We start from the raw sequence: 11937 nt of genomic DNA, 5'->3' as shown, positions 1-11937 counted from the left end.
ATGCCGGGCGACAACCTGAAGTTCAACGTCGAGCTGATCGCACCGATCGCGATGGAAGACGGCCTGCGCTTCGCGATCCGCGAAGGCGGCCGCACTGTTGGCGCCGGTGTTGTATCCAAGATCGTCGAGTAATCGGCACATACGCGTGGGTTGCACCCACCCTACGTAGGGTGGGTGCAACCCACCGCATGACCCAAACAAACAAAAGGCCGGCGCAGTAATGTGGCGGCCTTTTGCTTTGATAGCATAAAAGCAGTGGAGCTGACCCAAGTGGAACGGTATTCAGCCATTAGACTTTGGAGCGCCCATGCCTTTCCCATCCGCCGACACGCTACACCCGGTCACCTTTCCCGACGGTACCGTCCACAAGGGCAATGTTTTTCTTAATAATGCGATCATGCATCCAAATTGGGATATTGGTGACTACACCTATGCCAATGACTTTGATCCCCCCAACGATCCAGAGGCCTGGGCCGCGCGGCTGGCTCCATATCTTTTTCCGGGGGCACAGGACCGGATCATTATTGGCAAGTTTGGGCAGTTTGCCCATGGGCTGCAATTCATCACTGATGGTGCCAATCATGCCCGCGAGGGCTTTTCCACTTTTCCTTTTGCCATCCACGAGCCTGATCGGTTTATCGCCTATGCATCAACCTTGCGACCGGGGCGTGATATTCGGATTGGTCATGACGTCTGGATCGGGACTGGCGCCCGCATTCTGGCGGGTGCAGATATTGGAAATGGTGTGATTGTAGGTGCCGGTGCGGTGGTGAGCGGTACAGTACCGGATTATGCGATTGTGGCGGGCAACCGTGCGACGGTGCAGCGGATGCGGTTCGATGATGCTACGATTTCAGAACTCAATAAGATCGCTTGGTGGGATTGGGACATCACAAAGATTTTGCAAAACGAAGCTGCCATTGTCGGCGGCGATCTGGATGCACTGCGCCGGGCGACCGAGGCCTGATTTATGGCCCCGGCGGGAGGCCTGCCAAAGCGTCGGCCTGATGGGTGACTTCGGTCAGGCTATCTTGCACTGCGGTACGCAGGGCTGTGATTTCGGCCTCGCTTGCTTTGCGCGAGATCGTATAGTTGAGCCTTCGAAACACATAGGCCCCTTTCCCAAACGGCTTTGGCACCAGCATTTGATCCCATGATTGTAGCCGCCGCCCTTTTGTCGTCGAAAAAGCGTAGCAAAAGATGGGTATCCCAGTGGTCCTTGCCCAATCTAGCGGTGCATCTTTCAGAATAAGCGCCGGACCCAAGGGGCCGTCGCCTGTGATGCCGATACTGACCCCTGCTTTGGCCTGTTTGAGGACGCTGCGTGACGCGGCAAGGTTCGATTTCTTGCGCGACATTTTAATGGGCAGCAGCCCGTTGCGGCGCAGCATTGCGCCGGTGACACGCCCGATCGGCGATGTGTCATGCAGGCTCGACATAGTTCCGTGATGGACAGGCCAATGGTAACCAACCATCATCAGCCGACTATGCCACAGCACCAGCAATACGGGCCCTTCACCCAAAGCGGCCTCGATATCCTCCAACCCATCGTCCTTCCAAGTGGTGGTGCGATAGCAAAACGTCAGGTACCACCCCGCTAGCGTACCTAGCACTCCAGCAAGCGTTTCAGATTTTTCGAGCCGTTTGCGCAGAGACATGAGCGGGTAGGGGCCTTTGGTTGTCGATAACTGCTCTCTTGTCGCATTTCTGGACCTGAACACAAGTGTGCTGCACTTATCCCTCTTGATCCTGCTGTGGTTTCGGACTACCCCGTCAACCGGTCGTAGGGGTATAGCTCAGTTGGTAGAGCGGCGGTCTCCAAAACCGTAGGTCCCGGGTTCAAGTCCTGGTGCCCCTGCCAGACCAGATCGCGGGCCTGTGTTGCCGGAGGATCAGACAAACCTCATGACAGATCGTCCGATGCGTATTGCCTTTCATGTCGGGGCCCATAAGACGGCGACCTCGCACTTGCAGCGGTCGTTGAAACGGTCAAGTCAGGCATTGTCCAGACAGGGCGTGTACTATTATGGACCCGACCATTTTCGGCAGCCGGGTCAGAGCATTCAGTCGATGTTTGGGCTGCGTTTGGAAGAAGGCGCTCAGCCCTTGGCGCAGCTGCCCCAGAACGGGCACCGGATCGTCATAAGCGAAGAGAACTTTATCGGCCCGTTGAATCAGCCGCATGGGCGAGGGATGCGGCACCGCTATAAGTCTGCAGACGACAGGCTGGCGGAACTGTCACGCGCCATTGGCCGGGATGTCGATGTCTGCCTTGCCATCCGCCGCCCAACCGCTTTCATCAATTCCGCTTACTGCCAGATGTTGCTGGGTGGACGGGTGCAGCCTATCGCGGTTTTTCAAAGGCGCAACCCATTGGCCAGTGTTGATTGGGTCGATCTGGTCAGCCGCTTGCGGGCCGCACAGGGTGTCGGGGCGCTAACCGTCTGGCGATATGAAGATTACACGGCTGTCTTTCCGCAGATCATAAAGCATCTGGTCGGCGAAGATGCCGCAGATTGCGTTGCCCCACGCCCGCGCCATATCAATCGCGGCTTGTCAGAGCGGGCGGTGGACTATGTGCTGACCAATGCGCCTGAACCGTCCGGCGCCAAAATGGCCCAGCTGGCCCGTCAAAAACTGCCCGTGGAAGACGGCCACGCCCCGTTTGATGGCTTTGCCGCCGAAGAACACGCGATTGGGGATGCCGCCTATGCGCGTCAACTTGCGACGATTTCCGCCATGCAGGGTGTGACACTGTTGCGTCCGCCCAATGATGCATGACGTCATCTTGATAGATGCCGCAGCCAAACGGGCTTGAATTCATGTATCAGAGTCCGTAAGTCCGTCTTGTTTCGAAAGAGGACATATGCGCCATGGCCATCGCCAACCCAATGAAGTTCATTCAGGAAGTCCGTGCAGAGGTTTCCAAGGTGGTTTGGCCCACCCGCCGCGAGGTGCTGATGACCACTGTGATGGTCTTTATCATGGCGGCCCTGACGGCTGTATTCTTTGCCTTGGTCGATCTGCTGATCCGTACCGGCTTGAACGGCGTCTTGACCTACTTTGGCGGCTAATCGCGCCTGATTTTCCGCACACCTCTTGAAAACCGGGTAAGGCAGCGGTATCAGCCATCAACTTTCCGAAAATGGCGTGTGGCGAATCGAGTTGCACGCCCCTTTTATTTTCGGGAACTGCGGCCCCGCCCGCTGGACATGAAATGCAATTCGGCCTTTTGGCCAAGTGACGACAAGGTGCTCTGACAGATGGCCAAACGTTGGTATTCGGTAAGCGTTCTCTCAAACTTTGAGAAGAAGATCGCGGAAGCGATCCGCCAGAAGGCGGAAGAGCAGGGGCTGGATGAGCAAATCGACGAAGTGCTGGTCCCGACCGAAGAAGTCATCGAAATCCGCCGCAACAAAAAGGTAACCGCCGAGCGCCGCTTTATGCCCGGTTACGTTTTGGTTCACATGGAAATGTCGGATGAAGGCTATCACCTGATCAACTCGATCAATCGCGTCACAGGTTTCTTGGGTCCGCAGGGGCGCCCGATGCCCATGCGTGACGCCGAAGTGCAGGCCATCCTTGGCCGCGTGCAAGAGGGCGAAGATGCGCCACGCACGTTGATTCACTTTGAGATCGGCGAAAAAGTCAAAGTCAACGATGGCCCGTTCGAGGATTTCGACGGTATGGTTGAAGAAGTTGATGAAGAGAACCAGCGCCTGAAGGTGACTGTGTCCATCTTTGGTCGCGCGACGCCGGTTGAATTGGAATATACGCAGGTCACCAAGCAGTAACCGGGCTGCAACGATATTTGAAAAGGGGAGCGTCTGACGCTCCCCTTTTTGCGTTTAGGTCAGGCTAACCACAACTTGCCCGCCATCAGCGGCTATCGTGTAAGTCGGGATCGAGAGGTATTCATCCTCTGACGCGCCAGATACCCCAAACCCGGAGGCATCATAGATTGAAGAATGGCGGTCGCCGCGGTCTGTGCAGGCAAAGGGGGCTTCGGGATTGCCTGTGATGCCGATGGCCTTACCCCTGTGAGAGCAGACCAGATTTACCACAAAATATTCAGGGTTCTGTACCGTGCCATCGCGGTCGTTGGCGGCACCAAAGGCAATCTGATCAGCAGTGCGCCGGTGCACCGCAATGTATTGTGTCATGCCTGTGGCTGAATATGCTTCGTCGTCGGTTGGGCGGGCGATGACCGCCACTTCGCCCGGTTGCAATTCTGATACATCCACATCTGCAGGGCCCGAACCCACTTCGATCAACCTGTCTTGGCCAATTGGTGTGTCGTCCGGGATATCAGCCCAGTCTTCATCAACATTTGTCTGCGCATTCAGGATCGCCGGGCAGAGCAGGACTGCGCTGGTGGAGAGTGTTGTGATCACGTGACGACGGGTCATTTTATACATGCGTTATTCCTTCCGAAAGGTGGGTGTCATGTTGGAAATGGGTTTGTTTTGCTGCCAAAGAAGATGTTTGAGAGCGCCCGCAAAATGCAAGGTAAAGAGCGCTAAGAGGATCCATTTGAGCGTGAAATGTGCCTCAAGGAGCCATTCGCCCGCATCTGACCGTGCAAAAGCCTGATTAACTGGCGCGAGCAGCATTGGGTCGCGCAGACCCGACGCGGCGATATACCCCGTGAATACATAGGCGATCATGCACAGATAAAGACCGCCATGGACGATACGGGCGGCGATCACTTCAAAAGCGGTATGGTCGGCGTGATCTGGCGTGACGGGATAGATCAGTCTGGTGATCAGACGGGCCGCAAGAAGGACGATGAAAATCTGCCCAAGAAGCTGATGAAACCTGATACTGCCCGTGTCGATCCAATCATAGTTGTAAGCAAGCCCAGACAGCACCATGAAGGCTAACACAGCGACTGTCAGCCAATGATATACAATCTGCGCCCTTGAGTATCTCATATCGTCCGCCTTCACTTTCACTAACTTAGGGCCTTCCGGCAGAAGGCAATTTCGCGCTGCGGTCACGTCAAACGGACCGAGCAAGAGTTGAACGTCTTAGAAAACAGATTCCGTCGCGTGCAAATACGAAAACGCTTGCAAAACAAGACATGCCCTACTATCTGCACGCCCTGTCGCGCTGATAATGCGCGGCATCCATGTGGGAGGCGAGGCACACGCGTGCGCCAGACCGGACCACACAACGAAAAGCCCTGCGGACGCGACCAAAGGGCGTTGAAAAAGGAGAAGGCCGATGGCCAAGAAAATCGTGGGTACGCTCAAGCTGCAGGTCCCTGCAGGCGCTGCTAACCCTTCACCCCCCGTGGGTCCTGCGCTGGGTCAGCGCGGCATCAACATCATGGAATTCTGCAAAGCGTTCAACGCCAAGACAGAAGACCTCGAAAAGAATGCCCCATGCCCAACCGTGATTACCTATTATCAGGACAAGTCGTTCTCGATGGAAATCAAGACGCCACCTGCGTCTTATTACATCAAGAAAGCGGCCAAGCTGAAGTCCGGCAGCCAGACCCCTGGTAAGGCCGTCGCTGGTTCGATCACCGGCAAGCAGGTTCGTGAAATTGCAGAAGCCAAGATGAAGGACCTCAACGCGACGTCCATCGAAGGTGCGATGCAGATCATCATGGGTTCTGCCCGTTCCATGGGCATCGAGGTGAAGTAATGGCAAAATTTGGTAAGCGTACAACTGCGGCCCGCGCCGCATTCGAAGGCAAGCACAACGTATCCGTTGCGGAAGCCGCATCTTTGGTCAAAGACAACGCCAAGGCAAAGTTTGACGAAAGCATCGAGATTGCAATGACACTGGGCGTTGATCCTCGTCATGCTGACCAGATGGTGCGTGGCACAGTTTCATTGCCGCACGGCACAGGTAAAACGGTTCGTGTTGCTGTGTTCGCTCGTGGTGAAAAAGCTGAAGAAGCAAAAGCAGCTGGTGCAGACATCGTCGGTGCAGAAGACCTGATGGAAACCGTTCAAGGCGGCACGATCGACTTTGATCGTTGCATCGCGACACCTGACATGATGGCCGTTGTTGGTCGTTTGGGTAAGGTTCTGGGTCCACGTAACCTGATGCCAAACCCACGTGTTGGCACGGTCACCATGGACGTCAAAGAAGCTGTGGAAGCAGCAAAAGGCGGTCAGGTGCAGTTCAAGGCTGAAAAAGCTGGTGTGGTTCACGCCGGTATCGGCAAGGCGTCTTTCTCTGCTGATCAGATTGCAGAGAACATGAAAGCTTTCGTTGATGCGGTCAGCAAAGCCAAGCCAACAGGCGCCAAAGGCACCTATATGAAAAAGATCGCTGTGAGCTCAACCATGGGCCCAGGTGTGTCTATCGATGTGGCTTCGGCGACAGGCAACGAATAAAGCGCAGACTACCTGATCAGGTATCTTGCGACGGTATTGGGAAGCCCCGGAGACGGGGCTTCCTTTTTTTGTGCTGCGGGTGCGGTACCAACAATTTTGCGATCAGTTGATGTATTTGGCCGTGTTCAATGGCAAGGTGATGGTGAACCGTCAGATGAAGCGGCTTGACCTGCCAGATCGTGGTTAACTGGCTGTCACGGTGCTTCGCGCGATACACGCGTTGATTTCGGTGGCCTGTGCTTCGGTCAATCCACCGCTCGCTGATACAGCCCTTGTGGTGACCCCACCTTCAAACACGGTTTCAACACTGATTTGATTGCCTTGGTAGCCAAGCTCATCTTGGCAAGCAAACGCCAGTGAGACGAACTCTTCTGACGATTGGCCGGATGAGCCTGCGCTACAACCGATCAGTGTGATGCCAATGGCGATCATCGAGGAATATTTGAACATGTTGATCCTTTAAGAAATAATGGGACAACCTGACTGGGTTGGGTGCAGGCAGGCTCCCTATAATCTTGTACCAATACGGTTGAATTCGGACAATAGCTTTCAACGCAAGGGGCATAGCAATGAAACCCCTATACACCAAAGGCGGCTTTACGACCGTCACTGAAATGCTGCGCGCCTGTGCTGCCGGGATGGGCCCTTGTCTGTCGTTGGCGTAGAAAGTCCACAAATCCCGCTGCGGGCAGGGGGCGCGCATAGACGTAGCCTTGGAACAGATGGCAGCCGAGCCCTCGGATCACAGCGATGTCTTCTTCGGTTTCGACGCCTTCGGCCAGGCTTTCGATGTCAAGGGCGCGGGCCATTTCGAGGATGGCTGAAACCGCTTGGCGTTTCATCGGATCGCGTGTTGCCGCCTGAACAAGATGTCGGTCGATTTTGATGCGATCAGGGCGCACGCTGAGCAGGCTGGTGATTGACGCCCGCCCGCTTCCGAAATCGTCCATCTCAATCTTGACGCCCATGGCGCGCAATTGTGCGATGTTTTCCGCGACGATCGTTTCGCGTTGCAGTTCATCAAAACTGATCGTTTCCAGCAGTTCGATCGAAAGCCTGCAGGTGCGGTTCGTCCAACATGCGCCGACTTCGGACACAAGATTGGGGTCCGTCAACCGCCCGGCGCTGAGGTTGATGGAAACCGAAGTCAGATTCAAACCTGCGGCGAGACTCCTTTCCGCGAAGGCCAGGGCCTTTTGCATCATGCAACGGTCAATATCGGCAACGATGCCCAGCTCTGTTGCCGCATCAATGAACGCGTTGGGTGCAAGCAATCCCAGTTCGGGGTGCTGCCATCTTGCAAGTACCTCGGCGCCGATCACCGCATTGGTTTCAGCGTCGATCTGCGGTTGGAAGAATGGGATGATTTGATCGTTTTGGATGGCGGCGGCGATTTGACTTGCCAACTGCCGTTTTGCTGCAATCTGCCCAAGCATATCTGGCGTCAGTTCGCGCGCGCAGCCCCGACCATCTTTTTTCGCTTCATAAAGCGCAATATCGGCGTTTGCGATAAGTTGCTGGGGGGAGAATTTCCCGCCAAGACCAGCGGCAATCCCGATGCTTGCGCCGACCGACGTGTTCTGCCGTTCGATCGGAATAGGGTTCTCCATGATCTCAAGAATGCTGTCGCTGATCCATCTTGCGCTTTCGATTTCCGCATTGTCGGCCAAGACCACCAGAAATTCATCACCGCCAACCCGATAAACAGGCCCAATACCGCTTGCGATGTGCCTAAGACGTTCTGCCGCTGTTACCAAAACCGCGTCGCCGGCGGGATGGCCCAGAGTGTCATTGACCCATTTGAAACGGTCCAGATCAATATGGATCAAGATGACGGTGTTGTTTTCGACGCTCAACGCCTCTTCTAGATCACGTTCGAAGGCACGCCGGTTCAAAAGACCGGTCAAGCTGTCTTCATTCGCGCTTCTTTCGAGTGCGCGGCGCACCTGGGTCAGTTCAGTATTCCGTTCAGCCAATGCCGCGTTGCTTTCTTTCAGGCGCCGCATGGTTTCAAGTTCTGCGGTGACATCATGTCCAATCCCGCGATAGCCCTTGAAAAGGCCGGCAGAGTCAAAAATTGGATGCCCCGATATGCGCAGCCAAAGCTTTTCACCGTCATCAGGTCGGATAAATGAATACTCAAAGTTTCTGAAAGGTCGTCTGGCCTCAAGATCGGCGAAATGTTCCGCCCACCCTTCGTCGGGTTTCTGGGCGCCGCTTACTTTGGCCCGTGTAGCGCCCAGAACATCAGAAATCTTGATTTTCAGCACGGTCTCTACGCGTCCTGAAAGATAGCTCATGCGGTGGGCTGCGTCTGACTCCCAAAACCAGTCTGATGCGATCTCGGCAAAATCCTCCAGCTTGCGCGAATTATTGGGGTCAATGTCGGCCATATCATGGTTTAGCGCGTAATCTCTGAATAAGGCGTTAGCAGCGGGCTGCGCCGCGCGCGCCATATCTTTAGTTATTCAATAAGTCTTGGCTTTTTGCCGTTGGCAGATTACTGCACGCGGTAAGGCAGGTGTGATTGATTCGCGTCCGCCTTATTCGTCCGAGACGGTGGGTTGGCCTCATGCCAGTAATTCCTGCCTGAGACGGGATAGACCAGATACGCACAGCGGGCTCTCCTCTGTTTGCTCTGGCTCACCCCCGTAAACACACGGACTGTAGACTGTTGGATGGCATCAGCCGTTTGACAAAAGTAGAGCCGGTGCCGGGCCTGATCCGGTGCCACAATTGGAGTAAAACTGTGGATAGAGCACAAAAAGAACAGCTGGTCGACGATCTCGGCCAGATCTTTGAAAGCTCTGGCGTCGTAGTGGTTGCCCACTACGAAGGCATGACAGTTGCTGAAATGCAGGACCTGCGCGCGCACATGCGTGAAGCGGGCGGTTCCGTACGCGTTGCCAAGAACAAGCTCGCCAAAATCGCCCTTGAGGGCAAGCCATGCGCAAGCATTGCGGAATACCTCGAAGGCATGACTGTACTCGCTTACTCGGAAGACCCTGTCGCTGCGGCGAAGGTTGTCGACAAGTACGCCAAAGAGAATGACAAGCTGGTCATTCTTGGCGGTGCTATGGGTGATACAGCACTGGACGTCGCTGGTGTGAAAGCCGTTGCCGGGATGCCATCACGCGAGGAGCTTATTGCTTCTATCGTGGGCTGCATCGGGGCACCTGCAAGCAACATCGCCGGGGCCATTGGCGCGCCTGCTTCGAACATCGCAAGCGTTCTCTCAACCATCGAAGAGAAAGCTGCATAAAGTATCTGAATTGACTTGGGGGTGGTACCCTCACGTTGGAACACACTTAAAACGAACGGAAAGCATAAAATGGCTGATCTGAAGAAAATGGCTGAAGAGATTGTCGCGCTGACATTGCTCGAAGCACAAGAACTGAAAACCATCCTCAAGGACGAGTATGGCATTGAGCCCGCAGCTGGCGGCGCAGTGATGATGGCAGCTGGCGGCGACGCTGGTGGTGAAGCAGCAGCAGAGAAGACAGAATTCGACGTCGTTCTCAAGAACGCTGGCGCATCCAAAATCAACGTCATCAAAGAAGTCCGCGGCATCACAGGTCTTGGCCTGAAAGAAGCCAAAGACCTTGTCGAAGCTGGTGGCAAGATCAAAGAAGGCGCGTCCAAGGACGAAGCCGAAGAGATCAAAGGCAAGCTGGAAGCAGCCGGCGCCGAGGTCGAACTGGCCTAAGCCAGATCGGTTTGATCAAAAAGAACCGGGTCGTGCAAACGGCCCGGTTTTTTTGTGTCTGGTGGGTGGGGCACGCAACGGTCGGTGGGGTACTGGGTCGATTTGGGAAAAGACCGCGCGAAACACCTTAAGGCCCAGGTTTTGCGAGGTTTGGTAGCGTACAGATGGCGTATGTATTGCGTACAGAAGCTGTATGTACAGATGTACGAGATTGGGTGGGTTAATGGTGCGTGCGGAAGAGTGTTAAGTAATCGTTGGTGTTAAGCGTATTGCCGGATTATGCTTTTTAACCATGCGTCAGGTTAGTAGAAACAGTTCTCACTCGGTGTGCCAAAGTGCGAATTGCAAACTGAAAGCGATTGATAGGAGACTGTCAGATCTGCATCTTCAGTGGCATGACGCCGAAGATGCGTACTTTGACCCCAACGCGTTTCGAATAGCCATTCAAACCTGTATTCAGACCGCCCGAACGGTTACCTTTATCTTACAGTCGAACAAAGCTCTATTTCCAGATTTCGACGCTTGGTACGTACAGTGGCAAGATCAGTTTCGTAGTATCCCGCTGATGAAATGGATGGTTGACGCCAGAAACAAGATAGAAAAACGCGGTGATCTTGAAACACACAGTGATGTGACGGTTTCGATCTTGGCATCCTATCTCGATCACGAGAGGGTTTCAGTCCAAGTCGAGACCGATTTATTTGACTCAACTCAGCAGTTAATGGAGAAGATTCCAAAGTATGCTTTGCGAAAGCACGTTTTGCGCGATGGGATTTTGCAAATACAGCGTCGTTGGGTCGCAAACGATCTGCCTGAATATGAACTTCTTGATGCGGTTGCAGAGGCTTATGGTCATTTGTCTCGACTGGTACATGACGCACATTTGGCGCTTGGATTACTGGCCCCAGATATTACGAGTAACGTGCATGGCCTGACTTATGACCATGAAGCGATGGATGGTAAATTGCCTTGCATGATAGGTCATGAGCGACGTAGGTCTTGTGACATTTGGCTTGCTACCGGCGAACGTATGGAAATCGAAACAAAGTTGGTAACTGTCAGCAGAGCAGAAGCAGAAAAGGTGAGCGGACGCTATGATATAGACTTTAGCGAAGTCTACAGTGGAGCAAATACACCAGAGGAGACTCTGCGAAAACTGTTCGATGTTGCTCGCAAAATGTTTCTTAACGACGAGTATCATGCCACGATTGCAATACTCCTTAAGGGTATAATTCCTGTCGATATTCAAGAATTGAGACCCGAAGAACATGGCCAGAAGTATGTAATGGCTCAAATGCTCGCGGATCAGGTTAGACGCGTAGGTGCTGATACTGTGATTGTTATTGGTGAAATCTGGACGGCTCCATTTGATCCGGAGCAGCCTCTTGCGAGGGCTGTAGATTCATCTGACAAGAGTGAGGCGCTATCTGGCACGTTAGTGCAAAAGCGTGGTGAGCCTTTGAGGATATCTGCTGAAATACTCCGAGGTGTAGATAGAGTTGCATTGAAGGCATCGACAGAACAGTCGGGCGGCGCACATAATTTCTTTTCTCCTATATATGACGTGTGGGGTAGGGCTAAATCGCCAAGCGCCGAAGAGGCCCAACATGACAAATGATCTTTTTGGCGCGACTTGAGCTGGTCATGCATTTTCTGTGTTCCATCATGAAGTGCTGCGCTGACCAGAGACGCCGACGAGCATCAGCGGTTCTCCACCCCCTCAAAAACCCCATTGATTTTCCTTAAAACCCTTGAACTTTACCCGAATCTCTCTTAGTTGATCGGTTCTGGTCGGCGCAGCATTCGGAAATAGCAAAACTTACTCATTTGAAACTTATCTTTCAAAGCGCCCGTTTGTGCGCGTTTTGACAGGTAAGT

15 protein-coding genes and 1 tRNA gene are annotated in these 11937 nt (G+C 54.0%); 11 read left to right on the top strand and 5 right to left on the bottom strand.

Annotation, left to right across the window (positions count from 1 at the left end; all coding sequences use genetic code 11):
- Both BC777_RS16750 and BC777_RS16745 read left to right on the top strand, forming a co-directional pair.
- The coding region (locus BC777_RS16750; RefSeq protein WP_446001710.1) for an EF-Tu C-terminal domain-related protein at window positions 1–132 on the top strand (132 nt) is incomplete at its 5' end.
- A 175-nt stretch (window positions 133–307) separates the two neighbouring features.
- On the top strand, window positions 308–967 hold the full coding sequence (locus tag BC777_RS16745; RefSeq protein WP_100369332.1) for a CatB-related O-acetyltransferase: 660 nt from the start codon (window positions 308–310) through the stop codon (window positions 965–967).
- 1 nt (window position 968) lies between these two features.
- Here the strand turns inward: BC777_RS16745 and BC777_RS16740 are convergent, their stop codons facing one another.
- Window positions 969–1658: a lysophospholipid acyltransferase family protein gene (locus tag BC777_RS16740; RefSeq protein ID WP_100369331.1), complete on the bottom strand. Its 690-nt coding sequence runs from the start codon at window positions 1656–1658 to the stop codon at window positions 969–971.
- Window positions 1659–1785: 127 nt separating this feature from the next.
- On the opposite strand from BC777_RS16740, the gene BC777_RS16735 reads away from it, so the two are divergent.
- The 4 genes from BC777_RS16735 to nusG all read left to right on the top strand — a co-directional run bounded on the left by BC777_RS16735 (window position 1786) and on the right by nusG (window position 3794).
- Window positions 1786–1861 (top strand) — tRNA-Trp (locus BC777_RS16735).
- A 209-nt stretch (window positions 1862–2070) separates the two neighbouring features.
- Window positions 2071–2781 (top strand): hypothetical protein, encoded by a 711-nt coding sequence (locus BC777_RS16730; RefSeq protein ID WP_245834416.1) that lies wholly within the window; start codon window positions 2071–2073, stop codon window positions 2779–2781.
- Window positions 2782–2873: 92 nt separating this feature from the next.
- Window positions 2874–3074 (top strand): preprotein translocase subunit SecE, encoded by a 201-nt coding sequence (secE, locus tag BC777_RS16725; RefSeq protein WP_100369329.1) that lies wholly within the window; start codon window positions 2874–2876, stop codon window positions 3072–3074.
- A gap of 189 nt (window positions 3075–3263) precedes the next feature.
- On the top strand, window positions 3264–3794 hold the full coding sequence (gene nusG / locus BC777_RS16720; protein WP_100369328.1) for a transcription termination/antitermination protein NusG: 531 nt from the start codon (window positions 3264–3266) through the stop codon (window positions 3792–3794).
- Between the two features lie 54 nt (window positions 3795–3848).
- On the opposite strand, the gene BC777_RS16715 is transcribed toward nusG, so the two are convergent.
- Together BC777_RS16715 and BC777_RS16710 are read right to left on the bottom strand one after the other, a co-directional pair.
- A complete protein-coding gene (locus BC777_RS16715; RefSeq protein WP_100369327.1) occupies window positions 3849–4418 on the bottom strand; it encodes a Rieske (2Fe-2S) protein in 570 nt (189 codons plus the stop codon).
- A gap of 3 nt (window positions 4419–4421) precedes the next feature.
- Window positions 4422–4934 (bottom strand): cytochrome b, encoded by a 513-nt coding sequence (locus tag BC777_RS16710; RefSeq protein ID WP_100369326.1) that lies wholly within the window; start codon window positions 4932–4934, stop codon window positions 4422–4424.
- A 292-nt stretch (window positions 4935–5226) separates the two neighbouring features.
- On the opposite strand from BC777_RS16710, the gene rplK reads away from it, so the two are divergent.
- Window positions 5227–5652, top strand: a complete 426-nt coding sequence (gene rplK / locus BC777_RS16705; RefSeq protein WP_100369325.1) for a 50S ribosomal protein L11 — start codon at window positions 5227–5229, stop codon at window positions 5650–5652.
- A complete protein-coding gene (gene rplA, locus BC777_RS16700) occupies window positions 5652–6353 on the top strand; it encodes a 50S ribosomal protein L1 (protein ID WP_100369324.1) in 702 nt (233 codons plus the stop codon). The genes rplK and rplA overlap by 1 nt, the downstream gene beginning before the upstream one ends.
- 183 nt (window positions 6354–6536) lie before the next feature.
- On the opposite strand, the gene BC777_RS16695 is transcribed toward rplA, so the two are convergent.
- On the bottom strand, window positions 6537–6803 hold the full coding sequence (locus tag BC777_RS16695) for a hypothetical protein (RefSeq protein WP_100369323.1): 267 nt from the start codon (window positions 6801–6803) through the stop codon (window positions 6537–6539).
- 128 nt (window positions 6804–6931) lie between these two features.
- Window positions 6932–8746 (bottom strand): putative bifunctional diguanylate cyclase/phosphodiesterase, encoded by a 1815-nt coding sequence (locus BC777_RS16690; protein WP_100369369.1) that lies wholly within the window; start codon window positions 8744–8746, stop codon window positions 6932–6934.
- A gap of 356 nt (window positions 8747–9102) precedes the next feature.
- On the opposite strand from BC777_RS16690, the gene rplJ reads away from it, so the two are divergent.
- From rplJ to BC777_RS16675, 3 genes are all read left to right on the top strand, one after another.
- Window positions 9103–9615, top strand: a complete 513-nt coding sequence (gene rplJ / locus BC777_RS16685) for a 50S ribosomal protein L10 (protein ID WP_100369322.1) — start codon at window positions 9103–9105, stop codon at window positions 9613–9615.
- Window positions 9616–9684: 69 nt separating this feature from the next.
- A complete protein-coding gene (gene rplL / locus BC777_RS16680; protein WP_100369321.1) occupies window positions 9685–10059 on the top strand; it encodes a 50S ribosomal protein L7/L12 in 375 nt (124 codons plus the stop codon).
- A gap of 292 nt (window positions 10060–10351) precedes the next feature.
- Complete coding sequence (locus BC777_RS16675) at window positions 10352–11677, top strand: Ea47 family protein (RefSeq protein ID WP_100369320.1); 1326 nt, start codon at window positions 10352–10354, stop codon at window positions 11675–11677.
- Window positions 11678–11937 lie beyond the last annotated feature (260 nt).

Source organism: Yoonia maricola (genome assembly GCF_002797915.1).
Lineage (GTDB): Bacteria > Pseudomonadota > Alphaproteobacteria > Rhodobacterales > Rhodobacteraceae > Yoonia > Yoonia maricola.
The sequence above is the reverse complement of the archived record's forward strand: the minus strand, read 5'-3'. Positions and strand labels throughout refer to the sequence as shown.

Coding starts and splice junctions, on each gene's coding strand:
- BC777_RS16715 (WP_100369327.1), bottom strand. CDS start 4,418: ATGTATAAAATGACCCGTCGTCACGTGATCACAACACTCTCCACCAGC.
- BC777_RS16675 (WP_100369320.1), top strand. CDS start 10,352: ATGCGTCAGGTTAGTAGAAACAGTTCTCACTCGGTGTGCCAAAGTGCG.
- secE (WP_100369329.1), top strand. CDS start 2,874: ATGGCCATCGCCAACCCAATGAAGTTCATTCAGGAAGTCCGTGCAGAG.
- rplA (WP_100369324.1), top strand. CDS start 5,652: ATGGCAAAATTTGGTAAGCGTACAACTGCGGCCCGCGCCGCATTCGAA.
- BC777_RS16695 (WP_100369323.1), bottom strand. CDS start 6,803: ATGTTCAAATATTCCTCGATGATCGCCATTGGCATCACACTGATCGGT.
- BC777_RS16745 (WP_100369332.1), top strand. CDS start 308: ATGCCTTTCCCATCCGCCGACACGCTACACCCGGTCACCTTTCCCGAC.
- nusG (WP_100369328.1), top strand. CDS start 3,264: ATGGCCAAACGTTGGTATTCGGTAAGCGTTCTCTCAAACTTTGAGAAG.
- BC777_RS16710 (WP_100369326.1), bottom strand. CDS start 4,934: ATGAGATACTCAAGGGCGCAGATTGTATATCATTGGCTGACAGTCGCT.
- BC777_RS16730 (WP_245834416.1), top strand. CDS start 2,071: ATGTTTGGGCTGCGTTTGGAAGAAGGCGCTCAGCCCTTGGCGCAGCTG.
- BC777_RS16740 (WP_100369331.1), bottom strand. CDS start 1,658: ATGTCTCTGCGCAAACGGCTCGAAAAATCTGAAACGCTTGCTGGAGTG.
- rplL (WP_100369321.1), top strand. CDS start 9,685: ATGGCTGATCTGAAGAAAATGGCTGAAGAGATTGTCGCGCTGACATTG.
- rplK (WP_100369325.1), top strand. CDS start 5,227: ATGGCCAAGAAAATCGTGGGTACGCTCAAGCTGCAGGTCCCTGCAGGC.
- BC777_RS16690 (WP_100369369.1), bottom strand. CDS start 8,746: ATGGCCGACATTGACCCCAATAATTCGCGCAAGCTGGAGGATTTTGCC.